This window comes from Aeromonas sp. AE23HZ002T15, assembly GCF_054165525.2.
In genome coordinates, this window is record NZ_CM201342.1 from 63,555 (window position 1) to 88,730 (window position 25,176).

Consider the following 25,176-nt stretch of genomic DNA (forward strand, 5'->3'; position numbering starts at 1 on the left):
CGGTGCCGCCTATCCAGCGATGACTGATGATAAGGTTAATATGCACCAATCCGCCCCAGGATGGCAGACTCAGGGGGAAAAGCGGCACGCCCCGAGTCTGCTTTCATGGCATTTGCGGCCAGGTACTGTATGAACGTACAATAGGTCCATCCTAGGTCTTATCTATGCCCCCATGAGCGTGACCCCAGCCCCCAGCCCCCCTCTCTCACCGGAGACTCCTCCCCAGGACGGTTTCATCCTGACCCGTCACGGGCGGGACGTGCGCGGGCGCGGCGGTCTGGGATCCCACACCGAGATAGTGATGTGGCTCTGGAGCGCCAAGGGACCGGTGCGCCTGGTGGTGCCGGGGCAGGAGCCGGTGTTCTTCCTGCCGGAGCACCACATGCAGGAGGCGGCCGAGCTGTTCAAGGGCGCCGGGGTGAGCGGGAGGTTTCGCCGTCTGCCCATGCATACCTTCGACGGCCGGGCCGTGGTGGGTTGCTACTTCTCCACCCTGAGCGCCTTCCACCGGGCTATCGAGCTCTTGCTCATCCGAGGCCTCGAACACTTCGAATCGGATATCCGGTTGCCGGAGCGCTACCTGATGGAGCGCTTCATCACCGCCGGCATCCGCTTCGATGGCAAGCAGGTGAAGAAGGGGGGCAAGCAGGGTTATTGGGAGGTGCAGCAGGCGCGCTGCGCCCCTCAGGGGGTGACCCCGGAACTCTCCTGGGTGTCGCTGGATGTGGAGTGCGCCATGGACGGGGCCCTGTTCTCCATCGGGCTCTACAGCGAGCAGGATGCGCGGGTCATCATGATAGGGGTGCCTGAGGCGGGATCCGAAGATTGGGAGACAACCATAGAGTGGGTGGCGGATGAAAATGCCCTGCTCGGCGCCCTGGAGGCCTGGTTCAACCGCCACGATCCCGATCTCGTGATCGGCTGGAATGTGGTGAACTTCGACTTTCGCCTGCTGCTGCGCCGGGCCGAGCTCGGCGGGCGGCGGCTGCGTCTCGGGCGGGGGCGCGAGCTCTGCTTCTGGCGCTCGTCCCGGGGCGATCCCCAGACCGGCAACGTCATCATCCCGGGCCGCATGGTGCTGGACGGTATCGATACCCTGAAAAGCGCCACCTGGCAGTTCGCGAGCTACAGCCTGGACTCGGTGGCGAGCGAACTGCTGGGCCGCGGCAAGGATATCGAGGATGTGGCGAACCGGGGGGAGAAGATCACCGAGCTGTTCCACTCGGACAAGGAAGCACTCGCCCGCTACAACCTGGAAGATTGCAAGCTGGTGTGGGAGATCTTCGACTTTTGCCACCTCATCCCCTTCGCCATCGAGCGGGCCTCCCTCACCGGCCTCGAACTGGATCGGGTGGGAGGTTCGGTGGCGGCCTTCACCAACCTCTATCTGCCGCGCTTGCACCGGGGTGGCTATGTGGCCCCCAACCTGCCTGCCGACGGTGGTCTGGCGAGCCCAGGCGGCTATGTGATGGACTCCAAGCCCGGCCTCTATCGCCACGTGCTGGTGCTGGATTTCAAGAGCCTCTATCCCAGCATCATCCGCACCTTCTGCATCGATCCCATGGGGCTGGTGGAAGGGCTGCAACAGCCCGCTACCGCGGTGCCCGGTTTTCGCGGCGCCCTGTTCTCCCGCACCCGCCACTTCCTGCCGGATCTCATCGCCACCCTCTGGGCGGCGCGGGACAGGGCCAAGGCGGCCAGGAACAAGGCGCTCTCCCAGGCCATCAAGATCATCATGAACTCCTTCTACGGGGTGCTGGGCTCCGGGGGCTGCCGCTTCTACGATCCGCGCCTCGCTTCCTCCATCACCCTGCGCGGCCACGGCATCATGCAGCAGACCCGGGAGTGGATAGAGGGGGAGGGCTTCGAGGTTATCTACGGCGACACGGACTCCACCTTCGTCCACCTGGGGCGGGCCGTCAGGGCCGGGGAGGCGGACGAGATTGGCAAGCGGCTGGCCACCATGATCAACACCAACTGGACTTCCCTGATCAAGCGGGAGTTCGATCTGCCCTGCTATCTCGAGATCGAATACGAGACCCACTATCGCCGCTTCCTGATGCCCACCATCCGTGGGTTGGACAAGGGCAGCAAGAAGCGTTATGCCGGCCTGGTCGGGACACAAGAGGAGGGGGAGGAAGAGCAACTGGTGTTCAAGGGGCTCGAATCGGTGCGCACCGACTGGACGGCGCTCGCCAAGCAGTTCCAGACCCGCCTCTATGAGCTGGTGTTTCACGATCAGGATCCCAGCGGCTATGTGCGCACCATGGTGGATGAGACCCGGGCCGGCCTGCACGACGATCTACTTGTCTACCGCAAGCGGCTGCGCCAGAAGCTCGAGGAGTACCAGAAGAACGTTCCCCCCCACGTGCGGGCGGCGCGCCTGGCGGACGAGGAGAACCTGCGCCGGGGTCGGCCCCAACGCTATCAGCACAGGGGCACCATCGCCTATCTGGTTACCATGAACGGGCCAGAGCCACTGGAATACAGGCGCAGTGCCATCGACTACGAGCACTACATCGACAAGCAACTGAAACCCATTGCCGACGCCATCCTGCCATTTATCGGCGAGTCGTTCGAGCGGATCTGTGGCCAGCAGCTGGATCTCTTCTAGCCCCAAGAGACGGCTCGCGTGATATGCAAAGGAGCTGCAGGTATAGAAAAGAAGAAAGGTCAGCAGGAAGACGCAGGAAGGGAGGGGAAGTGTGCTTAGGGAGATATCACTCCCGCCTCTTCTCCCGACAGCCATCGAAAGCTGAAAAGCAAAAATCCCGCTATCAAGCGGGCTCTTCAAATTTGGTGCGTCCTAGTGGATTCGAACCACCGACCCCCACCATGTCAAGGTGGTGCTCTAACCAGCTGAGCTAAGGACGCAGGGTGCGCTGTGCGACTTTTACGATAAGTGGTGGGTTTAATTGGATTCGAACCAACGACCCCTACCATGTCAAGGTAGTGCTCTAACCAACTGAGCTATAAACCCACATCATCTATCGCTTTATCCCCGTAACTGCAAACCAAGGGTTTCATTCACGGCAATATGGTGCGTCCTAGTGGATTCGAACCACCGACCCCCACCATGTCAAGGTGGTGCTCTAACCAGCTGAGCTAAGGACGCAAATTCTGTGTCGTGATGGTGCGTCCTAGTGGATTCGAACCACCGACCCCCACCATGTCAAGGTGGTGCTCTAACCAGCTGAGCTAAGGACGCATCACGAAAAGTGGTGGGTTTAATTGGATTCGAACCAACGACCCCTACCATGTCAAGGTAGTGCTCTAACCAACTGAGCTATAAACCCACTCGATGAAATGAATTCGAACCAACGACACAATCTTCACCATGCCAAGGTAATGCTCTGACCAACTGAGCGTTAAACCCACTTCAACAACGCCAGCATTGCTGGCGTGGTCGGCATACTACCCATGGCCCCCAAGGCTGTCAACAAGGGACATGCACAAAGGAGACTGTTTGCCCAGTTCTTGCGCAGCCTGTTGATTTTGCAGGCGAGGCGCTCATATAGCACGCCTCGCAGCGTCTCTTGCCGGGCTTGTTTATTGAGCCCGGGAAAGCGCCGTACAGGCCTCCGGGCTCGCGAAGCGGCCATAGATATGACGCAGGCGGGCGCCCAGCATCAGGGCGGCGCCGGTCAGGCCGACGATGAAGCCGACCCAGAAGCCCTGCGGCCCCATCCGTGGCACCACCCAGTCGGTCAGCCCCAGGATCATGCCGGTGGGCAGTCCGAGCCCCCAGTAGGCGACGATAGTGACGTAGAAGATCGCCTTGGTGTCCTTGTAGCCACGCAGGGCCGCGGCGGCGACCACCTGCACCGAGTCGGAGATCTGGTAGATGGCGGCGAAGAACAGCAGTATGGCCGCGAGGGTGATCACCTGCATGTCGTCGGTGTAGATACCGGCGATATGCTCGCGCAGCAGCACGGTGAGGGCGGCGGTGCCGGCGGCCACTGCCATGCCCAGCATCAGGCCGGTGCGGGCGGCGACGCGGGCGTGCTCGGGCTGACCCTCGCCGATGCTGTGGCCGACCCTGATGGTGACACCCACCCCGATGGAGAGCGGCAGCATAAACACCAGGCTGGAGAAGTTCAGGGCTATCTGGTGGCTCGCCACCGTCTCTGCGCCGAAGGGGGCCAGCATCAGGGCCACCACGGTAAACAGGGTCACCTCGCAGAAGATGGCCATGGCGATGGGGAAGCCTAAGCGGAACAGGCGCCAGATCCGGCTGCCATTGGGGCGGGCCAGGTTGGCAAACAGGTTGATCTTCTTGAAGTGGGAGGAGAACTTCACATAGAGGATCATCGCCAGCAGCATGGCCCAGAGCACGATGGCGGTGGCCACGCCGCAGCCCACGCCACCGAGCTTGGGCATGCCGAAGTGACCGTGAATGAAGATGTAGTTCGCGGGAATATTGACCGCCAGTCCCACGAAGCCGATCACCATGGTGGGCATGGTGTGGGAGAGCCCCTCACTGAAGTTGCGCAGCACCTGGAACAGCACGAAGGCGGGCAGGCCCCACATGATGGCGTGCAGGAAGCCGGTGGTCTTGGCGGCCATGACGGGATCCACCTTCATCAGGTGCAGTGCCAGCGGGCTGAAATAGAGCGCCAGCATGGCGATCGGGATCACCATGAGCGCCAGCCAGAAGCCCTGGTGCACGGCGGGGCGCACCTCGTCCCGTTTGCGGGCGCCGTTGAGCTGGGAAACGATGGGGGTGAGGGCCATGATGATGCCCTGGGTCAGCAAGATGATCGGCAGCCAGAAACTGGAGGCCACCGACACCGCCGCGAGATCCACGGCGCTGACCTGGCCCGCCATCACGGTATCGACGAAGCTCATGGCGACCTGGGCCACCTGGGCCACCAGAATGGGACTGGCTAGGCGAACGAGTTGCTTCGCCTCGGACCAATAACGTTGCACTGACACCTCCGAATGGATCAGATAAAAAGAGAAAGAACGGATGATTGAGAGGAGCTTTTGCCTCCCCGGAGCCGGGGAGACAAAGAGCGGGGGTGTCATTCTAGCCTGAAAAACCGCCAACGGGAAACCGTTCGCGGGAGTTGACGGGATCAGGCGTCTTCGTGATCGCTGATCAGCAGGTTGGCGGCGGCGTAGGCGGCCTGTTCGCGCAAGTCCGCGGGTACTCGTTCGTCCCCTGCCACGGCGTTGAGGGCGCGGATGGTGGCGGCGATGGCGTTCGGCACATAGCCCTGCTCCCCCGAGCCAATCTGGTTATAGGCGATGCGAATGGCTTCACAGCATTGATATACCTGCATATTTACTTCCTCATAGAGCTGGATCTGACTGCCGTCACTATAGCGATCGGCGCAGGCCTTGTCAGCCGCTGCGCTTGTCTTGCCTTGTCTTGCGAAGTGGTGAGGGTTAACCTGCCAGCGATTTTTGACAAGCAGGAGACGAGACATGTTCACCGGCATAGTACAAGGCACAGCCGAACTGGTGGCCTTCACCGAGCAGCCCAATTTTCGCACCCACGTGATTCGCATGCCGAGCCTGGCCTGGGGCGAGGGGCTGGCGCTCGGCGCCTCCGTCGCCCACAACGGCTGCTGCCTGACCGTGACCCAGGTCGAGGGAGACTTGGTTAGCTTCGATCTGATGCAGGAGACACTGCGCCTCACCAATCTCGGGCAGCTGAAGGTCGGGGACAAGGTGAACGTGGAGCGGGCTGCCCGCTTTGGCGACGAGATAGGTGGTCACGCCATGTCCGGCCACATCATGGGCACGGCGGATGTCATCTCGGTCATCGACACCCCGAACAACCGCCAGGTCTGGTATCGCCTCGCCCCCGAGCTGATGAAATACGTGCTGACCAAGGGCTACATCGGCATCGACGGCATCAGCCTGACCGTGGGAGAGGTGCGAGCCAACGAGTTTTGCGTCAACCTCATCCCCGAGACCCTGGCCCGCACCAACCTCGGCTGGGTCAAGGCGGGCTGGCGCACCAATATCGAGATAGACCCCCAGACCCAGGCCATCGTCGATACGGTGGAACGGGTGCTGGCGGCCCGTGCCTGAGCCGACATCTGATCATCGATGCCAAAAGGCCAGCAGATTGCTGGCCTTTTTTGCATTCTATAGATGGTTTATTTCGTCAAAAACAAGACAGGCAGTTCAGATCACTGCCTTGTGCAGGGCAATACATGTGCCCGGTGCCGTCAGAACAGCTGCTCGTCGTCCGCATCCACAAACAGCTGCAAACAGTCGCGGGCCTCGTCCCTGTGCAGTCTCAGGTGGATGGGGTTGCAGCAGGCCATACAATCCTCGTAGAACTCCTGATCCCCCTGGCTGGCGTCGAGCTCGACCCGGGTGTGGTGACCGCAGTGGGGGCAGACGATACGCTTGCTGGTGTACTCGATCATGGTGACCTCCTCAGGCCCTTGGGCCGCCTTGTTACCCTGATTCTAGTCGGCGAGGGGCGCCGCAACCGCGAGGGAGCGCACGTTTAGGGCAAGGGAATGCGAGTTGAGGCGCAGGCACTCATCGCCCATTTCCGCTGGGCCGTGAGTCTCGCAATGCGTCAGGTTGAACGCGGATCTGATGCTGGGAGCCCAGCTTATTGATTGGTGAGAGGAAAATAAAAAGCCCCGCCTGGCGGGGCTGATCAACAGGGTTGGCGATGGCTAGGTGGGACACATGGGAACGATCTGCGCCTCCCTCTCCCGACGGCTCAGGCTATCCAGCGTTCCAGCATGGCGCCATCCAGATCGGCCAAGGAGCCGAGTTCATGGTCGGCGATGGCGAGGCGCGGATCCCCCACCAATGCGGGATCCGGCACTATCAGCGCCTTCATGGAGGCCGCCTTGGCCGCCAGCAAGCCGGTGAAGCTGTCCTCGATGGCCAGACAATGGACAGGTTCGACGCCGAGCTTCTCGGCCGCGTGGATATAGACGTCCGGGTGGGGCTTGCCGAAGCGCTCCACCTCGGCGGAGTGCACCGCCAAGAAGCGATCCTTGATGCCAAGCTTGCCGAGCACGGCGTCCACCATGGAAAACGGCGAGGAGGTGGCGAGCCCGATCTTGAGGCCACGGGCCTCCATCCGCGCCAGCGCCTCCAGCACGCCTTCCTTGGGCTGGCCTTCGCTCAGGATGAGGGCGATCACCTGATCCAGGATGCGCTGCACCACCTCGTCCTGGCTGGGGCCGCTCCAGGGACGAATGCGATACCAGTGGGCCACCAGCTGATCGATGCGCACCCCTATGGTGGAGTTGCAGTCTTCCTCGGTGTGGAAGTGGCCCAGCTCGGCGAACACGGCCATCTGGGCGCGCTGCCAAAAGGGTTCGGAATCGATCAGGACACCGTCCATATCGAAGATCACGGCAGTTAACATCATCTACTCCTGACAAGGTTGAACGGGGATTATAAGCCGGACGCACAAATGCAAAAGGGGCATTTCACTGCCCCTTGCGCGGGATCATGCGGGCAACGCCAGTTGCTTAAAAGATGACCTCGACCCTCGCTGCCACCGCCTTGGCCTGCTCGACGGCCTCATCACACTGCTCAGCACGGGCGAGCGCCACCCCGAGCCGGCGACGACCGGCAATCTCGGGTTTGCCAAACAGGCGCAGTTGGGCACCCGGCACCAGGCTCAGCGCCTCGCCAATGCCCCGATAGCGGATGTCCTGGCTGTGGCCCTCTCGCAGCACCACGGCCGACGCGCTCGGCCCGTACTGGGTGATGTGGCCGATGGGCAGCCCCAGGATGGCGCGCACGTGCAGGGCGAACTCGGAGAGATCCTGGGAGATAAGGGTCACCATGCCGGTGTCGTGGGGGCGGGGAGAGACCTCGCTGAACCAGACGTCATCCCCCTTGACGAACAGCTCCACCCCGAACAGGCCGTGGCCGCCGAGGGCCTCGACCACCTTGGCGGCGACCTCCTTGGCACGGGTCAGGGCCAGCTCGCTCATGGCCTGGGGCTGCCAGGATTCGCGATAATCGCCGTCCTCCTGGCGGTGTCCTATGGGATCGCAGAAGTGAATGCCATCCACCGCCCGCACGGTGAGCAGGGTGATTTCGTACTCGAAGGGCACGAAGCCCTCGACGATCACCTTGCCACGGCCCGCGCGGCCCCCCTCCTGGGCATAGGTCCAGGCGTCGTCCCGCTTGGCGAGGTTCCGCAGCAGGCTCTGGCCCTTGCCAGAGGAGCTCATCACGGGTTTGACCACGCAGGGCAGGCCGATGGCCGCCACCGCGGCGTCGAACTCTTCCTTGTTCTGGGCGAAGCGATAGCTGGAGGTGGGCAAGCCGAGCTCTTCGGCGGCCAGGCGCCGGATCCCCTCCCGGTTCATGGTGAGCTGGGTGGCGCGGGCGTTGGGCACCACTCTCACCCCTTCTTGTTCCAGCGCCGCCAGGGTATCGGTGGCGATGGCTTCGATCTCGGGGATGATGAGGTCGGGTTTGACCTCATTGACCAGGGCGCGCAGGGCGGCGCCGTCCAGCATATCCAGCACATGGGCTTTGTGCGCCACCTGCATGGCGGGGGCGCCTGCGTAGCGGTCGGCGGCGATCACTTCGATGCCAAGGCGCTGCAGCTCGATGGCGACTTCCTTGCCAAGCTCTCCGGAGCCCAGCAGCAGGGCGCGGGTGGCGCCGGGGCGGGTGGCGGTTCCAAACATTCGATCTCTCCTCATGTCGATGGTCCATCGTGTACGGCGCACAGGGTGGCCAATGAGCGGACAAAAAAAGAGGCACGCATGGCGTACCTCAGGAAACGGACTTGTGGGCGCGCTGCTCGAGATGAGTCAGCAGCGTGATGGCGCCTATGATGATGGCGGCGCCGAGCCACAATCGGCCCGGGGGCGCCCAGCCAAACACCAGCCAGCCGGCCAGCACGTTCATGGGCAACTTGGCGAAGTCGAACGGCTGCACGAAGGACGCCTCGGCCACGCTGTAGGCGCGGGCGATGGACATCTGGGCCAGGGCCGACAGCACGCCGGAGGCCGCCACCAGCAACCACTGGGTCTCGCTCGGCCACTGCCACTCCGGCAGGGCCAGCATGGCGTTGAACGGGGTGCTGAAGATGAGCAGGTAGACCACTATGGTGTGGGACGACTCGCTCGCCGCCTGATAGCGCACCAGCAGTGAGTAACCGGCCCAGAACAGGGCCGCCGCCACCGGCAGCAAGGAGGCCCAGCTGAAGTCATCGGTCCAGGGGGCCAGGATCAGCATGGCCCCCACAAAGCCCGCCAGGGTGGCGAGGATGCGGGCCCGGCTCACCTGCTCCTTGAGCAGCAGGGCGGATCCCAGGGTCGCGAACAACGGCGAGGTCATCAAGAGCGCTATGCCCTGCCAGATGGGAACCGGCACCGCCAGCGCCCAGAGCCAGAACTGGATGCCGATGACGGCGAGGGCCACCCGCAGCAGGTGCAGCCGCAGCTGATTGGTCATCAGGGATTGGCGCAGGCCGTGGCGGATGAGCCAGGGCAGCAGGCAGATCAAGGCGATCAGGTACTGGTGGAAGGCGACCTGGGTGGAGGCGAGGCCGAGCTTGAAGCTGACATACTGGCTCAGGCTGTTGACGGCGGCGAAGCAGAGGCCTGCCACCATCATCCAGACGGCGCCAGCAAAGGGGGAGTGCCTGCGAGAGGGTTCCATGGGATCCGGAGTCATGCAAAAAAGTGCGGCGGATCATAACGGCAATCGTTTGTTCTGCCAAGGGCGGGAGCCCGATGAAAACCCCGATGGCGAGGAAATGCACACACATCAAAATTTTTGAATGAGTTGAGCATCTATTTTCGCTATCAGGGGGGAAAGCCAGTGTTTATAGTGACCTCCATCGACAGTGCTACTGTCCAACTGATAACCAAATGGAGTCTTACCATGGCCAACATCCTCGTACTCAAGTCCAGCATCCTGGGTCAATACTCTCAGTCCAACGCCCTGATCGACGGCTTCCTGGCCGATCACCAGGATGACAACATCACAGTGCGCGATCTGGCTGCCCTGAACCTGCCGGTGCTGGATGGCGAGCTGGCCTTCGGTCTGCGCGGCGGGGAGAACCTGAGCGAGCGTCAGCTGGCCGTGCTGGCCCAGTCCGACGAGCTGGTTGCCGAACTCAAAGCGAGCGATCTGGTGGTGATTGCGGCCCCCATGTACAACTTCAACATCCCGACCCAGCTGAAAAACTGGATTGATCTGGTGGCTCGCGCCGGCGTGACCTTCCGCTACACCGAGACCGGTCCGGTCGGCCTGGTGGAAAACACCCGCGCCCTGGTGGTCAGCCCCCGCGGTGGCCTGCACGTGGGCAATGCCACCGATCTGGTGACCCCCTACATGCGCACCGTGCTCGGCTTCATCGGTATCAATGAGGTGGACTTCATCTACGCCGAAGGTATGGGCATGGGCCCGGATGCCCAGGCCAAGGGTATCGAGCAGGCGAAAGAGCAGCTGGAAGCCCTGGCTATCTAATCCGCTCGCACTCTGCCAGACAGAAACAACAACGCAGCCCTCGGGCTGCGTTGTGTTTTTAAAGGGTCGGCCAGGGCCGGAGAGGTCAGTCTCGCAGGAAGTGACGACAACCGCTGCCTACCAGCAGGCAGACGACCACCAGGGATCCCAGCAGCAGGCTGCTGAGCCACTGCTCAGTGCTGTCAGGCAATTGGGGGGAGAAGAGGCTGATCGTGAAGAGGGCGCTGATGATGATCAGGCTGGTCTGTCGGGTCAGGTGCATGGCGTCGTCCTTGGCTAGTGGTACACGGATAAGGGTATCCGCTCTGTGTGACAGCCTGATGTATCCATACGTCAGGCGACAGGTCACTCCACCTTAGCAGCTTTTGCCGCCAGAGCCAGCCCGGCTGGGCACTCTGTGATCCGGATCCCTATCTGAACTGTTTTTGATCAGCCTGGTAGTGAAAATCACCGCCGGCGAGGCGAGCCTCCAGGGCGGCCTTGTCCAGCTCCTGAGCCCGGCAGAGATCGTCGAGATCATCGTAGTGATCACGCAGCTGCATGTTGACCGTGCTCAGCAGTATGTGGATGTCCATGGTGGGGAAGTTCTTCAGATTCATGGTTGCTGCTCCTGATCCAGCAGATGCAACTGCTCGATGGCATCGCTCACGCTCTGCAGGTGCAGGCGGATGCTCTCGCGCGCCTCGGCGGGCAGATAGTCGGTGAGGGTGTGCTGCCAGCTGCCCGCTTCCGTCTTGAGCTGCTGGAACAGCACCAGCCCCGCATGGGTGAAGGAGACCAGGCTGATGCGCTTGTCCTGAGGGCTGCTCTCGGTGAACAGTATCCCTTTCTCCACCAGGCGGTGGATCTCGCGGGAGATCCGTACCTTGTCCATCCCGCTCGCCTCCACCAGCTCCTTCTGGCTGATGGGGTAGTTGGGGCCGAGTACCATCATCAGACGCCACTGGGGTACCGTCAGCTGATAGCGTTGCTGGTAAAACTGTTCGAAGGTATCGCGCACCATCTCAGCGGCGTGCACCAGCTGATAGGGAGGGTAGTGGGCGAGCAGCTCAATGATCTTTGACATATGACATCCTGCTGTAGCGGCTGCATCGGGTGCAGTTTCTCTTGATACTTTGACCTTGATGATACGTAACACAAGGGCATTTGTCTGAAAATGCACAAGAAAAATGTGCGGTGGCGCACGTGCCAGGAGCTGAAAAAAGTTTTAAAGGCTTCAATTGACCTTTTTGGTTGACCGTTTCCTCAGCCAGATCAAGGCATTGTGCCCAAGCCAGGCCTCCTTGCTCTGGAGCACATAGAGCGCGGCCTCGTCGCGGCTGCCGGCCTGCCACGCCTGAGGATCCTGTTTGGGCAGCTTGCGCTGGCCCAGCAGGCAGGGGGGCACATGGGGGTTGGTCGCGATGGCCGCCGCCAGATAGGGCTCGGCCGCCGCTTCCCCTTCCCGGGCAAAGACCATCAGCGCCTGGTTGTAGCGCAGCCAGCAGGAGGCCTCGTCGAAGCGCACCAGCAGGGCGCTCAGAGCATCCCAATCCCCTTGCCGTGCATAGAGGCTGGACAAGGGGTGACGGCTGCCCGGCTCATCGCTCACGCAGAGGGCGAGCAGGGCCTGGTACTCGGCCCTGGCCTCATCGAGGACCCCCAGCCGCAGCAGGCAGTCGGCCCGCCCGGCCCTGGCCGCCAGCAGGGGACGAGCCTGTTCGGCGCCCCAGCCATGGCCGGCGGTGCCTTGCCAGAAGGCGTCATCGAATTGCGGCTCGGCATCCCTGACTATCTTCTCAAACCAGCTCAGCCGCGCCTTGGGATCCCGGCACGCCGCCGCCTGCTCGAACCACTGTTGCCACTGCTGGCTCTGCTCCGTCTCGGGGGCACCCTGATCATCGGATGAGAGGGTGTGGTGATCCAGGGTCAGCAATTGGTTGAGGGCCGCCTTCATCTGCTGGCGCTGGCGCTTGCAGAAATCGAGGAAGGAGAGCTCGCTGCCCGCCGCCTGGTGCAGCATGCGGGCCATGGGCTCGTCACGAAACAGGCAGAGCTCGGCGGCCAGACTGTAGCGCAAACGGGTGAGGGGGGCGTTCAGATCCCTGGGTGTGGGCCACTGGGCCAGCCCCAGGCTGAATCCATAGCTCCACTGACCGAGAGGATGAGCCTTGGCGAAGACCTGCTCCGGGGTGTCGGTGGAGAGGCGACACTGGTTCGGCAGGGCGAGCTGACCCTCGTCGGCCAGGGCTTCCAGCTCGGCGATGAGGTGCGAAAGGGCCGCACCGCTCTGGGCGTCAGGCTCACACTCGTCTTCGAACAATCCGCCGAGGGGCGCCTGCCAGTCGGGGGTAACCGGCCCCGCCAGACGGGCGCAGAGGAAACCGTGCAGGGCTGGGTAACTCAGATCTTGCCGGCTGTGATGCTGAGTCCATTGATTGAGAAGGCGGGTGCGAGTGGCTGGGTTCATCGAGGCGTCCTGTGGATTAAACGGCGGCGCAGTCTACCCAAAAATGGGGTTATTTGCAGCAAACGGGCGGCTGAATGCTGCTATTATCGCCAGGTCGACCGGCTGTGGGCCCGAAAATAATGGCCCTGAAAGAGCAAGGGGCTAGGTCCCGTCACGGCTCTGGGGTAACATGCGCGCCTGCATGTAAAATGACGCCGGCTGTCACCGTCCATGGGATGATAGGGGCGATGCGCACCAATACGACAGGCCCCAGATACGGGCCCATCCGGATATTGAAAGAAGAGATCACCATGTTACAGATTGGCAAAATGAACACCCTCACCGTCGTTGAGCTCGAAGAGCGTGGCGCCTGGCTGGCGGCTGGCGAAGAGTATGGCGAGCTGCTGCTGCCCAAGCGCCAGTTGCCGGAAGGCGTGGCCGAAGGCGGGGAGGTGTCCGTCTTCCTCTATCTGGATGCCGACTGCGAGCCGGTGATCACTACCGACAAACCCTTCGCCATGGTGGGAGACATCGTCGGCCTCAAGGTGGTCAACGCCAACAAGATCGGTGCCTTCCTCGACTGGGGCATGAAAAAAGATCTGTTCGTGCCGAGCCGCGAGCAGAACAAGCCGATGCAGGTGGGTCACGTCTATCTGGTGCATCTGATGCTGGACAACGAGGGGCGCATGGTGGGCACCAGCCGCCTCGAGCGCTTCCTGCGCATCGACCGCGTCCCCTTCAAGGCTGGTGACGAGGTGACGGCCCTGCCGGGGGAGCATACCCCCCTCGGCATCAAGGCCGTGGTCAACGGCCAGTACTCCGGCATGCTGTTCAAGAACGAGGTGTTCGGCCGGGTGATGACGGGGCGCCCCTTGACCGCCTGGGTCAAGCAGGTGCGCGACGATGGCAAGCTGGATCTGACCCTGCAAAAGCCGGGGGTGACGGCGCGGATGGACGACGCCGGCGAGCGCATCCTGGTGCGGCTGCAGAAACAGGGTGGCAGCCTGGCGGTGGGTGACAAGAGCGATCCCGATCTCATCTACAAGATGTTCAGCATGAGCAAGGGCACCTTCAAGAAGGCCATCGGCGGCCTCTACAAGCAGGGCAAGATCGTCATCGAAGACAACAGCATCAGTCTGGTGGATGCCGCCAAGGCCGATGCCAGCGACGCGGGTGGCGAGTAAGTGCCGAGCCCCTGCATCGGTCACTGCAAGGCCAAGGACGGGCTCTGCCTCGGTTGTGGCCGCACCCTGACCGAGATTGGCCAGTGGTCCGCCATGGACAGCGAAGCCCAGCTCGCGCGCATGGCCGAGCTGGATGGCTCAATCAGTACCCATGTCTGTCCTGGCTGTGGCGAGCCGGCCTTCTGTGCCGTCTCCGCGGGGAACACCATTGCGGAGTGCTGGTGCAGCCAGCTGCCTGCCTTGCCCATGAGCGAGGCGAGTGCCTGCTGGTGCCGCCGCTGCCTGACCAAGGCGATAGCCGCACGGCCCTGAGCGCATATCGCGGATCGCAGAAACAAGAAAGGCGCCATGGGCGCCTTTCTCATGCCTGCTGCTGGCGGTGCCAGCGCACATGCACCTCGTGCTCGCTGCGATTGCGGGGCAGCAGGAAAGCGGCGTAGATCACCTCGAATTCGTCCTGATGATCCAGCAAACCGACCCACACCTCGACCCAGCGCTCCATGTCGACGGGCACGCCGAGCTCGGTCGACCAGTCCGCATTGGGCAGGGTCGCCTCGACGGCACCCCGCTGTTCGAATTCGAGGGTGATGTCGACGATTTGTTCGGGGGCCAGCATGTCGGCGGCCTGCTCGAGAAACTGATCATAGGCCCACTCGACCAGCTGATCCGGGCTACGTTGTTCCATGCATTCACTCCAGATACATCCAGGTGCGCCACTGTATCAATTATTGAAGATGGGGGCCAGATCGGGGCGCAAGGGCCCTGTCCATGGGATGATTCAGGAGATAAGGTTAACAGACCTGTTCCGGCATGATGGCAGGATGAGGGCGGCATGAAACGACGACAGTACAGGCGGCAGATCAAGCGGCGACGGGAGACCTGGTGGTGGCACTATCTGCCCCTGCACAGGGAGACGGTTGGCGGTCATCTGGGGCCGGCAGTGGATCCTGCCGGCAAGGATTAATCCGCCCCGTGTACTCTGTTCAGGGTCACCTGACCGAGCTGCCCCATCTGGCGGCGGATCCAGGCCGAGCGCTGCTGCACATAGGGGGAGGGGGGCTGGACCCGGTAACGCCAGGGATTGGGCAGGGCCGCGGCGAGCAATGAGGCCTCGTAGCGGGTCAGGCGGGCGGCCGGTTTGCCAAAATAGTGCCGCGCGGCCGCCTCGGCGCCATAGATGCCGGGGCCGAACTCCACGATGTTCAGATAGACCTCGAGGATGCGGGACTTGTCCCAACCGAGTTCCATCAACAGGGTAAACCAGGCCTCTATGCCCTTGCGCAGGAAACTGCGATCGCTCCACATGAAGAGATTCTTCGCCGTCTGCTGGCTCAGGGTGCTGGCGCCGCGTACCCGCCGGCTCTGCTGGTTGTGTTTTAGGGCCGAGCTGATGGCATTCATGTCAAAACCGTTGTGCTCGGCGAAGCGCTGATCCTCGGCGGCGATCACCGCGAGCTGCAGCTCTTTGGATATCTGCTCGAGGGGCACCCAGTCATGCTTGACCTCGGCCACCTTGGCGGGGGGGAAGAGCGCCCGCTCCAGGCGCCAGGTCCACATGGGCGGGTCGATGAAGCGCAGCAGCGCCACCGAGACGATGGTGCTGAGCACGGCCGCCAGCAGCAACTTGACGACCCCACCAAGCAGGCGGCGCATCAATGGCGGCCGCACGGGGGCGGGCTCCCAGTCGTAGTGGCCAGGATCATCGGGGTCGGGAATTATTGGGGTAGCCATTCGATGTGGCAGAACTTCTCGTCGACACGGCGGGAGAGCAGCATGCGGGCGAACAGGTGCTCATACTCTTCTGCGGCGTTGCCAAGGCCGACCCAGATCTCGGCATACTCCTCATCGTTCACGGCAAAACCCACGTCCGCTTCCCAGTCATCCGCCGGATCGCTCTCTGCCAGCAGGCCGCGATTGTTGAACTCCTGGTTGAACAGGGCGATTTCGTGTTCCGGCAGGTTGTCGGAGGCCAGCTCCATGAAGAGTTCGAGGGCGGTGTCGAGCAGTTCCTCGACGCTGTGCATTTCGTCGTTCAAAGACATAAGCGGTCTGTTCCAGATAGAGGGGAAGATGCCGGAATGGCATGGCCGCATGGCGGCGGGCGATATTCTAGCTGGCCCCCGCGTCCTTGGCGAGACGCGCCGCTTCGAGGGCAATAAAAAACCGGATCCTGGCAACGGATCCGGTCTTCATTGGGGGAAGGGGTCACGCATGGGGCGTCAGCTCATCCCTTCTTGTTGTCGTCGGCGAAGGTGATGTTGAGCTCAAGGACGGACAGCTCATCACTCTTCTGATCCAGCTGGACGGTGATCTTGTCCGGATCGATCTGCACATATTTACGGATCACGTCGAGGATGTCCTGCTTGAGCTGGGGCAGGTAATCCGGCCCCCCTCTGGAAGAACGCTCGTGAGCGACGATGATCTGCAACCGCTCTTTGGCCAGTTGTGCGGTGTTCTGTTTCTTGTTGGAACGAAAATAATCCAATAATGACATGCTTAACTCCCGAACAGTCGGCTAAAGAAGCCCTTCTTCTCTTCTTCCAGAAAACGAAAATCCTTGGTGTCGCCGAGCAGACGCGCAACGGCATCCTCATAGGCTTGACCGGCGTCTGACTCCTTGTCCAGGATGACCGGTTCCCCCGAGTTGGAGGCGCGCAGCACCGCCTGAGACTCCGGGATCACCCCGAGCAGTTTGATGGCCAGGATCTCCTGCACATCCTGCACGCTCAGCATGTCGCCACGGCTGACGCGAGTCGGGCAGTAGCGGGTGAGCAGCAGGTGCTCCTTGATGGGATCCTCGCCACGTTCGGCGCGGCGGGACTTGGAGGCCAGGATGCCGAGGATGCGGTCGGAGTCACGCACGGAGGAGACTTCCGGGTTGGTGGTGACGATGGCCTCATCGGCAAAGTAGAGTGCCATCAGGGCGCCGGACTCGATCCCGGCGGGGGAGTCGCAGACGATGTAGTCGAACTTCATCTCCGCCAGCTGATCCAGGATCTTCTCCACCCCTTCGCGGGTCAGGGCGTCCTTGTCCCGGGTCTGGGAGGCGGGCAGGATGAACAGGTTCTCGGAGCGCTTGTCCTTGATCAGCGCCTGGTTGAGGTTGGCCTCACCGTTGATCACGTTGACGAAGTCGTACACCACGCGCCGCTCGCAGCCCATGATGAGATCCAGGTTTCTCAGGCCAATGTCAAAATCGATGACCACCGTCTTGTGGCCACGCTGGGCCAGGCCGGTGCTCAGGGCCGCGCTGGTGGTAGTCTTGCCAACGCCGCCTTTGCCCGATGTAACGACTATGATTCGCGCCATTCTCGCTTCCTTGTAACTCTATTTGATACGGTCTATACGGAGTTGTTCGTTGTCCAGCCGGATATGGACTGGCTCTTGGATAAGGCCTGCCGGCAGCGCATCGCTCAGCTGGAAAGTGCCGGCGATGGAGAGCAGCTCGGCCTGTAATTGCTGACAATAGATGCGGGCCCGGGCATTGCCCTTGGCCCCCGCGATGGCTCGGCCACGCAGGGCGCCATAAACATGGATGCTGTCATCGGCGATGACCTCGGCCCCCGGGCTCACCGAACCCAGTACCACCAAAGAGGTGCCGGCGGCGTAGAGCTGCTGGCCGGAGCGCACCGGCCCCACGTGCACCTTGCTTGCCAGCAGGGGGGCAGGCTCGGGCTGAGGGGCGGCCTCGATGACGGGTTCGACCGGCTTGGGCGTCGGGGCGGGTTCCGGCTCGGCCTTGCGGCTCTTGCCGGAGACCATGACCGCGAGCCCTGCTGCCTTGGCCGCCGTCTTCATCGCCTCATCCTTGGCCCCCGTGATCCCGACCAGCACGAAGTCTTCCGACTCGACCAGCTCCCTGAGCTGCTCGAAATCCGGAATGGCCGCGAGCCGTTCCACGTTGATCACCAGGGGGGCGCAATTAAAAAACTGGGGGGCCAGGGCAACCTTGGCCGCCAACAATTGACGGATCCGCGTCGGATTGCCATCGCTGAGATGCAACACAGAAATAGTGAAGGTAGTCCCTTTCAATTCGTTATCGCGCTCAACCATGAATCTTCCCCGAACCGAGACGGTAATCCGTTATTGTTATTCATTTTCCGATGTTATAGTTTGCCACCATCAGAGGCAATAAACCGATGGGATTATATCAATTTCCATGTTGTGTGCAGTCTATAAAAGTCGCAAAAAAGCCGAGACCTATCTCTTTATTGAAAGGAGAGAGGACTTTTCCCGGGTGCCAGAGGCACTGATGAGTACCTTCGGCCGCCCAGAGCTGGTCCTGATGACCAAGCTGGACCCGGCCAAGCCCCTGGGGCTGGCCTCCACCGAGCGGGTGATGGAGGCGCTCAAGTCCCAAGGCTTCTACCTGCAGGTGCCGCCGCCGCCGGAGAATCTGCTGGAGCAGCACAAGGCGCAATTAAAGGCCTCATCCTGATGCGGGGTCGGCTGGCGCTGTTATTGCTAAGCGGTGTATTGAGCATGCCGCTGCAGGCCAGACCCGACTTCGACGCCTATGTCACCACCCTCAAGCAAGAAGCCGTAGCGGCCGGTATTTCGGCCGCTACGGTGCAGGCCGCCTTCGCCGATATTCGGCTCATCGAGGTGGCCATCAAGCACGACAAAAACCAGCCTGAATTCAAACTGACCCTGGATACCTATATTCCTCGCGCCGTGCCCCAATGGAAAGTCAATCAGGCCAGAGCCTTATATCGCCAACATTTGCCGCTGCTCACGAAAATAGGTCGGGAATATGGGGTGCAACCCCGTTTTATTGTCGCCTTGTGGGGCATAGAAACCAATTTCGGTAAATTGACCGGCAATTTTCCCCTGATATCCTCCCTGACGACTCTGGCCTGGGAGGGGCGCCGTGAGGCCTTCTTCAAGGGGCAGCTGTTCGATGCCTTGCGTATTATCGAGCAGGGTCACGTGACCCCGAAGGCCTTCAAGGGATCCTGGGCCGGCGCCATGGGACAGGTGCAGTTCATGCCCTCGTCTTTTCTGAAATACGCGGTGGATCAGGACGGGGATGGCAGAAAGGATCTGTGGGGAGATCTCGCGGATGTATTTGGTTCGGCAGCCAATTATCTGCACCGGAACGGTTGGCGCGAAGACGAGACCTGGGGCAGGCGAGTGCGGGTGCCGGACTCCCTCGACCCGGCGCTCTTCGGGCTTGAGGTTCGCAAGCCGCTGTCGGCCTGGCAGGCCCTGGGGGTACGCCAGCAAGACGGCTCCCGGCTTCCTAAGGTCGATATGCAGGCCTCCCTCATCCGGCCAGACGACATCCATGGGCGCAGTTATCTCGCCTACGACAATTATCTGGTGCTGCGTCACTGGAATCGCTCCCCCTATTTCGTGGTGGCGGTGGGCACCTTGGCGGATCGCATCCTGGAATAAGTGGAGTGGCAGGCTGGGGGCAAGCGGGTGATATAGGCTGCCTCGTTCCGAAATATCGGGCAGCGAGGTGCGGTGCTTTGGCGAGCCTTATATCGGGGAATAGCGGGCAATAAAAAAGGCGGGGATCCCGCCTTTTTCCATTTCATTGTCAGCCGAGTGACTTATTCGCAGGCAACCTGCATCACCTTGATGGCCAGGCCACCGCGGGAGGTTTCACGGTACTTGGAGTCCATGTCCTTGCCGGTGATGTACATGGTCTCGATGACCTTGTCCAGGGAGACGCGCGGCTTGGAGGTGCGACGCAGGGCCATGCGGGAGGCGTTGACGGCCTTCATGGCGGCGATGGCGTTGCGCTCGATGCAGGGCACCTGCACCTGGCCGGCGACCGGATCACAGGTCAGACCCAGGTTGTGCTCCATGCCGATCTCGGCGGCTTCACAGACGTGCTCCGGGCTGCCACCCATCAGCTCGGTCAGGCCGGCGGCGGCCATGGAGCAGGAGACGCCCACCTCACCCTGGCAGCCCACTTCGGCGCCGGAGATGGAGGCGTTCATCTTGTAGAGCATGCCGACGGCGGCGGCGGCCAAGTAGAAGCGGGTGTACTCGTCGCGACCCACCGGCTGGATGAACTTGTCGTAGTAGGCCAGCACGGCGGGGATGATGCCGGCGGCGCCGTTGGTCGGTGCGGTGACCACGCGGCCACCGGCGGCGTTCTCTTCACTGACCGCCAGGGCGAACATGTTGACCCAGTCGACGATGTTCATGGGATCGTTGGACAGGTTCTCGTTGGTGGTGAGCTGGCGGTAGAGGGGCGCGGCACGACGCGGTACCCGCAGCGGACCGGACAGCACACCCTCGGTGCGGCAGCCACGCTCGATCCCCTCGCGCATGGTGGTCCAGATCTTGCCAAGTTTCTTGTAGATCTCTTCCGGGGTGTTGAAGCACTTCTCGTTCTCCAGCATCACGGCGGAGATGGACAGGCCGGTCTGACCGCAATGGGCCAGCAGCTCGGCGGCGCTCTTGAAGGGGTAGCGCACGGCCATGGCGCCGCTGTCGGCCTTGCCGAAGTTCTCTTCGTCGACGATGAAGCCACCGCCGATGGAGTAATAGGTCTTGCTGTAGGCGACGGTGTCTTCGATGAAGGCGGTCAGCTTCATGCCGTTTTCGTGCAGGGGCAGGGCCTCGTCATGGAACACCATGGCGTCGCGGGGAAAGCTGACGGTATGGCAGTGCAGGCCGATAGGCAGGCGACCGGTCTGCTCCACACGGGAGATGAATTCGGGGATGCCGTCGATATCGACATTTTCCGGCAGGTTGCCGGCCAGACCCATGATGATGGCGGTGTCGGTATGGTGGCCTTTGCCGGTCCAGGAGAGAGAGCCGTAGACGTCGACCTGGATCCGGGTGATGTCACGGATCTTGCCGCCAGCACGCAGTTCATCCACGAACTGTTTGGCCGCCTTCATCGGGCCGACAGTGTGGGAAGAGGAGGGGCCAACACCGATTTTGAAGATATCAAAAACGCTGATCATGTAACAATTACCTCAGGGTAGAAGGGGGCGCCATGCCCGCTCGCAGAAATTGGGGTGATCCATGGGACGGGTCTGTCGTCACAAAAGGCCAATGAACCAGCTGGGTGTAGTCTAACGGTTCAATGCCTAAAAAAAGTTGAAACAGATCTATTTTTGTTGAATTGACGGCGCGAGTATAAAATTAATTTTGATGGTTATCCAATTTGTTAAGTGTCTGGCAAACGTTTCGCAAAAAAATACCCGGACGAGCCGGGTAGATGAGTGTCAAATGCCGCCAAGTTACCTGGCGTTAACATTCGGTGATGTTGACGGCGAGGCCGCCACGGGCGGTCTCCTTGTACTTGGTCTTCATGTCGTTGCCGGTTTCCCACATGGTCTTGATCACCTTGTCCAGCGACACCTTGTGCTCGCCGGTGCCGCGCAGGGCGAGGCGGGCGGCGTTGATCGCCTTGACCGCCCCCATGGCGTTGCGCTCGATGCAGGGCACCTGCACTAGGCCGCCGATGGGATCGCAGGTCAGCCCCAGGTTGTGCTCCATGCCGATCTCGGCCGCATTCTCGACCACGGCCGGGCTGCCGCCCTGCAACTCGGCGAGGGCACCCGCGGCCATGGAGCAGGCGACCCCCACTTCCCCCTGACAACCCACTTCGGCCCCCGACAGGGAGGCGTTCTTCTTGTAGAGGATGCCGATGGCGGCGGCGGTGAGGAAGTAGTGCATCAGAAGCTCGTCATCCACCTTGCGCACGAAGCGATCGTAATAGTGCAGCACGGCGGGGATGATGCCGGCGGCGCCATTGGTCGGCGCCGTCACCACCCGGCCACCGGCGGCGTTCTCCTCGTTGACGGCCAGGGCAAAGAGATCGACCCACTCCATCACCATCAGGGGATCCTTGTTGAAGTTGGTCTCCCCGTTGAGTTGACGGTAGAGGATGGGAGCTCGCCGCTTCACCTTGAGGCCGCCGGGCAGCACCCCCTCGCTGCGGCAACCGCGCTCCACGCAGCCCTGCATCGCCTGCCAGATCTTGCGAAGGCCGGCCTTGATCTCGGCTTCGCTGCGAAACACCTTCTCGTTGGCCAGCATCACCCCGGAGATGGAGAGGCCGCTCTCCTGGCAGTGAGCCAGCAGCTGGGCGCCGCTCTCAAAGGGGTAGGGGACGGGGTGAGCCGCATCGAAGCGGGCCGCCTCCTCTTTCGCGTTGGCGAAGTGGCTCTCCTCGATGATGAAGCCACCGCCGATGGAGTAGTAGGTCTGCTCGAACAGCAGGTCATCGCCCTGGAAGGCGCGCAGGGTCATGCCGTTGGAGTGGGCGGGCAGGGTCTTGCGCCGGTTGAAGATGATGGCGCCGACCCGGGGGAACAGGCTGGCCTGCTCGCCCCCCAGGCGCAGGCTCTGGCTGTGTTCCACCTGGCTGAGAAAGTCCGGAATGGCCTCGATGTCGACGGATTCGGGATCGAAACCCGCCAGCCCCAGGATGATGGCCTTGCCGGTGCCGTGCCCCTTGCCGGTCTGGCCGAGGGAGCCATAACACTCGGTGACGACCCGTTCGGTGCGGGAGAGGAGGCCGGCCTGCCTGAGTGCGTTGATGAAGGCACAGGCGGCGCGCATGGGCCCCACAGTGTGGGAGGAGGAGGGGCCTATCCCGATGGAAAACAGGTCGAAGACACTGATCATGACGTACTCCGATTATGGATTTCGTCTAAACATTGTAAATTTTTTGTAGTCGATGGAAAGAGGGGAAATGGCGGCTTGTGATAAAGGTGCACAAATGGGTGAGCATGGGGAGGGGAAAGAGGCCACGAGGGCCGCTGGGGCGCCTCATGGCAACAGTTTGACGGGCCTAGTCGAGGAACTCGCACAGATAGGCGGTGGGTATCTTCACCTCCAGCTTGAAGGAGGAGTGGCCGGGCACCTCGAAGGATTGACCCTGCTGATAGGTGGTCCAGGTGTCTTCATCGGCCAGCTGGATGCACAGGGCACCCTTGACCACCGTCATCCGCTCGGGGGCGGCGGTGTTGAACAGATAGTCACCGACAGCCATCACGCCGACCGTGGCTTTCTCATTTTTTTGCTCGAAACCGATGGATTTAACATTTCCATCGAAATACTCGTTAACTTTCAGCATCTTTTCTTCCCTGTATGCATGGTTGACGGGTCAACGTAGCACACCTTTTCGGCCCTTGTCATGGTGAAATGGGGAAAAATCCGGATGCACCCTATGAGTCTGTATTTTATCAATAAGATGTTAAATGCGCGGTGTTCAGGAAACGGGATGTTAAACGCAGAATAAATATGAGATAAAACGCGGCCTCAGGGTAATGGGGCAGTTTTATTACCCTGGGTAGTGAATTGCACTAGGAAAGTGTCAATAGTTGCTCATTTAAGGAACATTCTGTGTTTAAAAAAGGATTAATCAAGAACATTGGCTTCCAGGTCGTGGTCGCCATGATACTGGGGGCCATGGCCGGTGCGATCATGGGCGAGCAAGCCACCGTCTTCGCGCCCTTTGGCACTCTCTTCATCCAGCTCATCAAGATGCTGGTGATCCCCCTGGTGGCGGTGGCCATACTGTCTGGGGCCGCCAACCTGGGGGCCAGCCCGGCCGCGGGCAAGATAGGGGCGACCACGCTCGCCTTCTTCCTCGGCACCTCCGCCCTGGCCGTGCTGCTGGCCCTGGTGATGGGGCAGGTGTTCAAACCCGGGGTCGGGGTCGACTTCGGTGCAACGGCCGCCATGTTCACCGGTGACTACGCCGACAAGGGTGCCCTGCCGGATGCGGTCGCCACCCTGCTCGGCATGATCCCTACCAACGTGTTCCAGTCTCTCAATGAGGCGAACATCTTGCAGATCCTGGTGTTCTGCATGTTCCTCGGCATCGCCCTGGCCAAGCAGCCCCGCGAGCGCGCCAAGCCCATCACGGACGGCCTCAATACCCTGGTGGATGCCTTTGTCTGGATGATCAACAAGGTGATGCTGATCGCCCCCATCGGGGTATTCGGCCTGATGGCCGATGCCATCGGTACCTATGGTTTCGACGTGCTGACCCTGGTGCTCAAGCTGTTCCTGGTCTATGTGGGCGCCATCCTGATCTTCGGCTTCGTAGTCTATCCGCTGCTGATCGCGCTCCTCTCCAATACGCCGGTACGCAAGTACTTCTCGGCGATGAAGAAGCCGCAGATCGTCGCCTTCTCCACCGCCTCCTCCATGGCGACCCTGCCGGTCAACATGGAGACCTGCGAGCAGGAGCTGAAGGTGACCAACGCCACCGCCTCCTTCGTGCTGCCGCTGGGCGCCACCATCAACATGAGCGGCAACGCCATCTATTACGGTCTGGTCGCCATCTTCTTCGCCCAGGTCTACAACATCGACCTGAGTGCCGGCGCCTGGGCTGCCATCATTCTCACCTCCACCCTGGGGGCCATCGGTCAGGCCGGGGTGCCGGGTCCGAGCTTCCTGGTGGTGGCCGTGCTGCTGGCGGCGGGGATCCCCATCGAGGGCCTGCCGCTGTTGTTTGCGCTGGATCGCCTGTTCGACATGATCCGCACCGCCCTGAACATCACCGGGGATGCGGCCTGCGCCGTCATCGTCGATCGCTTCAGCCCGGATTACGATCCCAACCGCTGGAGCAAGGACGCCTGATCGGGTGTTTCACCGAACCATAAATGCAAAAGAGGGAAGCGCTGGCTTCCCTCTTTTTTATGGGCGCGGTTCTCGATGAGAGGCGCGCTGAGATTGAAGGCTAGAGCTGGGCCAGCGCCTGCTGGCAGCGCTGCTCGGCGGCCTCGAGTTCCAGCAGCACCATCTTGATGTCCTCCAGCTGCTGCTGCAGGGTCTCCCGCTTGTCCGCCACCAGTCCCAGCATGGTCTGCAGCTGGGTGCGGCTGCTCTTGTCCGCATCGTAGAGATCGAACAGATCGCGAATGTCCGCGAGGCTGAAACCCAGGCGCTTGCCGCGCAGGGTCAGCTTGAGGCGCACCCTGTCCTGACGGCTGTAGATCCGGGTCTGGCCCTGGCGGGTCGGGTTCAGCAGCCCCTGATCCTCATAGAAGCGAATGCTGCGGGTGGTCACATCAAATTCGCGGGCCAGCTCGCTGATGCTGAAGGTCCGCACGTCATCCCTGGATTGGGTCATGGTGTTGTCATCTGGTTGTCAAGGCTGGCTGGCACCTTACCCAAACGTCAACTTCCCTGCAACTATTGTTCCCG

Annotated in this window: 29 protein-coding genes and 5 tRNA genes; 9 read left to right on the forward strand and 25 right to left on the reverse strand. The window is 61.7% G+C overall.

Going from position 1 to position 25,176, the window contains the following annotated elements; translation table 11 throughout:
* Window positions 1–172 precede the first annotated feature (172 nt).
* Window positions 173–2,614, forward strand: a complete 2,442-nt coding sequence (locus tag ACT5M9_RS00270; RefSeq protein WP_457978785.1) for a DNA polymerase II — start codon at window positions 173–175, stop codon at window positions 2,612–2,614.
* A 183-nt stretch (window positions 2,615–2,797) separates the two neighbouring features.
* Here ACT5M9_RS00270 and ACT5M9_RS00275 read toward each other — a convergent pair.
* The 7 genes from ACT5M9_RS00275 to ACT5M9_RS00305 form a co-directional block, all read right to left on the reverse strand.
* Window positions 2,798–2,874 (reverse strand) — tRNA-Val (locus tag ACT5M9_RS00275).
* Window positions 2,875–2,903: 29 nt separating this feature from the next.
* Window positions 2,904–2,980 (reverse strand) — tRNA-Val (locus ACT5M9_RS00280).
* Between the two features lie 58 nt (window positions 2,981–3,038).
* Window positions 3,039–3,115, reverse strand: a tRNA-Val gene (locus ACT5M9_RS00285).
* Window positions 3,116–3,131: 16 nt separating this feature from the next.
* Window positions 3,132–3,208, reverse strand: a tRNA-Val gene (locus ACT5M9_RS00290).
* An 11-nt stretch (window positions 3,209–3,219) separates the two neighbouring features.
* Window positions 3,220–3,296, reverse strand: a tRNA-Val gene (locus ACT5M9_RS00295).
* Window positions 3,297–3,549: 253 nt separating this feature from the next.
* A complete protein-coding gene (locus ACT5M9_RS00300; protein ID WP_457978783.1) occupies window positions 3,550–4,929 on the reverse strand; it encodes an MATE family efflux transporter in 1,380 nt (459 codons plus the stop codon).
* 149 nt (window positions 4,930–5,078) lie between these two features.
* The gene (locus tag ACT5M9_RS00305; RefSeq protein ID WP_100858406.1) at window positions 5,079–5,285 is read right to left on the reverse strand and encodes a YaeP family protein; all 207 of its coding nucleotides are present in this window, start codon (window positions 5,283–5,285) and stop codon (window positions 5,079–5,081) included.
* A 145-nt stretch (window positions 5,286–5,430) separates the two neighbouring features.
* On the opposite strand from ACT5M9_RS00305, the gene ACT5M9_RS00310 reads away from it, so the two are divergent.
* Entirely contained in the window at window positions 5,431–6,042 is a 612-nt protein-coding gene (locus tag ACT5M9_RS00310) for a riboflavin synthase subunit alpha (protein WP_457978781.1), read from the forward strand.
* Between the two features lie 140 nt (window positions 6,043–6,182).
* On the opposite strand, the gene ACT5M9_RS00315 is transcribed toward ACT5M9_RS00310, so the two are convergent.
* The 4 genes from ACT5M9_RS00315 to ACT5M9_RS00330 form a co-directional block, all read right to left on the reverse strand.
* Window positions 6,183–6,386 (reverse strand): CPXCG motif-containing cysteine-rich protein, encoded by a 204-nt coding sequence (locus ACT5M9_RS00315; protein ID WP_005336871.1) that lies wholly within the window; start codon window positions 6,384–6,386, stop codon window positions 6,183–6,185.
* A 308-nt stretch (window positions 6,387–6,694) separates the two neighbouring features.
* Window positions 6,695–7,354 (reverse strand): hexitol phosphatase HxpB, encoded by a 660-nt coding sequence (gene hxpB / locus ACT5M9_RS00320; protein ID WP_457978779.1) that lies wholly within the window; start codon window positions 7,352–7,354, stop codon window positions 6,695–6,697.
* 106 nt (window positions 7,355–7,460) lie between these two features.
* Window positions 7,461–8,639, reverse strand: coding sequence for a formate-dependent phosphoribosylglycinamide formyltransferase (purT, locus tag ACT5M9_RS00325; protein WP_457978778.1), 1,179 nt, complete (start codon window positions 8,637–8,639; stop codon window positions 7,461–7,463).
* An 88-nt stretch (window positions 8,640–8,727) separates the two neighbouring features.
* Window positions 8,728–9,618: a DMT family transporter gene (locus ACT5M9_RS00330; RefSeq protein WP_457978776.1), complete on the reverse strand. Its 891-nt coding sequence runs from the start codon at window positions 9,616–9,618 to the stop codon at window positions 8,728–8,730.
* A gap of 225 nt (window positions 9,619–9,843) precedes the next feature.
* Between ACT5M9_RS00330 and ACT5M9_RS00335 the strand changes: the two genes are divergently transcribed.
* Window positions 9,844–10,431: an FMN-dependent NADH-azoreductase gene (locus ACT5M9_RS00335; protein WP_457978774.1), complete on the forward strand. Its 588-nt coding sequence runs from the start codon at window positions 9,844–9,846 to the stop codon at window positions 10,429–10,431.
* An 85-nt stretch (window positions 10,432–10,516) separates the two neighbouring features.
* Here ACT5M9_RS00335 and ACT5M9_RS00340 read toward each other — a convergent pair whose 3' ends face one another.
* The 4 genes from ACT5M9_RS00340 to ACT5M9_RS00355 all read right to left on the reverse strand — a co-directional run bounded on the left by ACT5M9_RS00340 (window position 10,517) and on the right by ACT5M9_RS00355 (window position 12,880).
* Window positions 10,517–10,693, reverse strand: coding sequence for a hypothetical protein (locus ACT5M9_RS00340; RefSeq protein ID WP_438551185.1), 177 nt, complete (start codon window positions 10,691–10,693; stop codon window positions 10,517–10,519).
* A 148-nt stretch (window positions 10,694–10,841) separates the two neighbouring features.
* Window positions 10,842–11,030, reverse strand: a complete 189-nt coding sequence (locus tag ACT5M9_RS00345; protein ID WP_438551184.1) for a DUF4250 domain-containing protein — start codon at window positions 11,028–11,030, stop codon at window positions 10,842–10,844.
* Window positions 11,027–11,497: a MarR family winged helix-turn-helix transcriptional regulator gene (locus ACT5M9_RS00350; RefSeq protein WP_438551183.1), complete on the reverse strand. Its 471-nt coding sequence runs from the start codon at window positions 11,495–11,497 to the stop codon at window positions 11,027–11,029. The genes ACT5M9_RS00345 and ACT5M9_RS00350 overlap by 4 nt, the downstream gene beginning before the upstream one ends.
* A 150-nt stretch (window positions 11,498–11,647) precedes the next feature.
* Entirely contained in the window at window positions 11,648–12,880 is a 1,233-nt protein-coding gene (locus ACT5M9_RS00355; protein WP_457978771.1) for a UPF0149 family protein, read from the reverse strand.
* Between the two features lie 272 nt (window positions 12,881–13,152).
* Here ACT5M9_RS00355 and ACT5M9_RS00360 point away from each other — a divergent pair, with 272 nt between their 5' ends.
* Both ACT5M9_RS00360 and ACT5M9_RS00365 read left to right on the forward strand, forming a co-directional pair.
* Complete coding sequence (locus ACT5M9_RS00360) at window positions 13,153–14,043, forward strand: CvfB family protein (protein ID WP_457980565.1); 891 nt, start codon at window positions 13,153–13,155, stop codon at window positions 14,041–14,043.
* On the forward strand, window positions 14,044–14,355 hold the full coding sequence (locus tag ACT5M9_RS00365; protein WP_457978769.1) for a DUF1289 domain-containing protein: 312 nt from the start codon (window positions 14,044–14,046) through the stop codon (window positions 14,353–14,355).
* A gap of 49 nt (window positions 14,356–14,404) precedes the next feature.
* Here the strand turns inward: ACT5M9_RS00365 and ACT5M9_RS00370 are convergent, their stop codons facing one another.
* Window positions 14,405–14,728 carry an HI1450 family dsDNA-mimic protein gene (locus tag ACT5M9_RS00370; RefSeq protein WP_438551180.1) on the reverse strand — a complete coding sequence of 108 codons (324 nt, stop codon included), beginning with the start codon at window positions 14,726–14,728 and terminating at the stop codon, window positions 14,405–14,407.
* Window positions 14,729–14,875: 147 nt separating this feature from the next.
* Between ACT5M9_RS00370 and ACT5M9_RS00375 the strand changes: the two genes are divergently transcribed.
* On the forward strand, window positions 14,876–15,007 hold the full coding sequence (locus tag ACT5M9_RS00375; RefSeq protein ID WP_438551179.1) for a hypothetical protein: 132 nt from the start codon (window positions 14,876–14,878) through the stop codon (window positions 15,005–15,007).
* On the opposite strand, the gene mtgA is transcribed toward ACT5M9_RS00375, so the two are convergent.
* From mtgA to minC, 5 genes are all read right to left on the reverse strand, one after another.
* On the reverse strand, window positions 15,004–15,711 hold the full coding sequence (gene mtgA / locus ACT5M9_RS00380; RefSeq protein ID WP_457980563.1) for a monofunctional biosynthetic peptidoglycan transglycosylase: 708 nt from the start codon (window positions 15,709–15,711) through the stop codon (window positions 15,004–15,006). The genes ACT5M9_RS00375 and mtgA overlap by 4 nt on opposite strands.
* A 47-nt stretch (window positions 15,712–15,758) precedes the next feature.
* Window positions 15,759–16,085 (reverse strand): HI1450 family dsDNA-mimic protein, encoded by a 327-nt coding sequence (locus ACT5M9_RS00385; protein WP_457978767.1) that lies wholly within the window; start codon window positions 16,083–16,085, stop codon window positions 15,759–15,761.
* 182 nt (window positions 16,086–16,267) lie between these two features.
* On the reverse strand, window positions 16,268–16,537 hold the full coding sequence (gene minE / locus ACT5M9_RS00390) for a cell division topological specificity factor MinE (protein WP_438551177.1): 270 nt from the start codon (window positions 16,535–16,537) through the stop codon (window positions 16,268–16,270).
* 2 nt (window positions 16,538–16,539) lie between these two features.
* A complete protein-coding gene (gene minD, locus ACT5M9_RS00395) occupies window positions 16,540–17,352 on the reverse strand; it encodes a septum site-determining protein MinD (RefSeq protein ID WP_005331693.1) in 813 nt (270 codons plus the stop codon).
* Window positions 17,353–17,370: 18 nt separating this feature from the next.
* The gene (gene minC / locus ACT5M9_RS00400; protein ID WP_457978764.1) at window positions 17,371–18,096 is read right to left on the reverse strand and encodes a septum site-determining protein MinC; all 726 of its coding nucleotides are present in this window, start codon (window positions 18,094–18,096) and stop codon (window positions 17,371–17,373) included.
* Window positions 18,097–18,202: 106 nt separating this feature from the next.
* Here minC and ACT5M9_RS00405 point away from each other — a divergent pair, with 106 nt between their 5' ends.
* Together ACT5M9_RS00405 and ACT5M9_RS00410 are read left to right on the forward strand one after the other, a co-directional pair.
* The gene (locus tag ACT5M9_RS00405) at window positions 18,203–18,481 is read left to right on the forward strand and encodes a YcgL domain-containing protein (protein ID WP_438551175.1); all 279 of its coding nucleotides are present in this window, start codon (window positions 18,203–18,205) and stop codon (window positions 18,479–18,481) included.
* A complete protein-coding gene (locus tag ACT5M9_RS00410; RefSeq protein WP_457978762.1) occupies window positions 18,481–19,440 on the forward strand; it encodes a lytic murein transglycosylase in 960 nt (319 codons plus the stop codon). Before ACT5M9_RS00405 ends, ACT5M9_RS00410 begins: the two co-directional genes overlap by 1 nt.
* A 161-nt stretch (window positions 19,441–19,601) precedes the next feature.
* On the opposite strand, the gene ACT5M9_RS00415 is transcribed toward ACT5M9_RS00410, so the two are convergent.
* The 3 genes from ACT5M9_RS00415 to ppnP all read right to left on the reverse strand — a co-directional run bounded on the left by ACT5M9_RS00415 (window position 19,602) and on the right by ppnP (window position 23,095).
* The gene (locus ACT5M9_RS00415; RefSeq protein WP_438551173.1) at window positions 19,602–20,972 is read right to left on the reverse strand and encodes an L-serine ammonia-lyase; all 1,371 of its coding nucleotides are present in this window, start codon (window positions 20,970–20,972) and stop codon (window positions 19,602–19,604) included.
* A gap of 289 nt (window positions 20,973–21,261) precedes the next feature.
* Window positions 21,262–22,644, reverse strand: coding sequence for an L-serine ammonia-lyase (locus ACT5M9_RS00420; protein ID WP_457978760.1), 1,383 nt, complete (start codon window positions 22,642–22,644; stop codon window positions 21,262–21,264).
* 166 nt (window positions 22,645–22,810) lie between these two features.
* Window positions 22,811–23,095, reverse strand: coding sequence for a pyrimidine/purine nucleoside phosphorylase (gene ppnP / locus ACT5M9_RS00425; RefSeq protein ID WP_457978758.1), 285 nt, complete (start codon window positions 23,093–23,095; stop codon window positions 22,811–22,813).
* A 269-nt stretch (window positions 23,096–23,364) separates the two neighbouring features.
* Between ppnP and ACT5M9_RS00430 the strand changes: the two genes are divergently transcribed.
* On the forward strand, window positions 23,365–24,609 hold the full coding sequence (locus ACT5M9_RS00430; protein ID WP_457978756.1) for a dicarboxylate/amino acid:cation symporter: 1,245 nt from the start codon (window positions 23,365–23,367) through the stop codon (window positions 24,607–24,609).
* A gap of 100 nt (window positions 24,610–24,709) precedes the next feature.
* Here ACT5M9_RS00430 and ACT5M9_RS00435 read toward each other — a convergent pair whose 3' ends face one another.
* Entirely contained in the window at window positions 24,710–25,102 is a 393-nt protein-coding gene (locus tag ACT5M9_RS00435) for a MerR family transcriptional regulator (protein WP_438551169.1), read from the reverse strand.
* Window positions 25,103–25,176 lie beyond the last annotated feature (74 nt).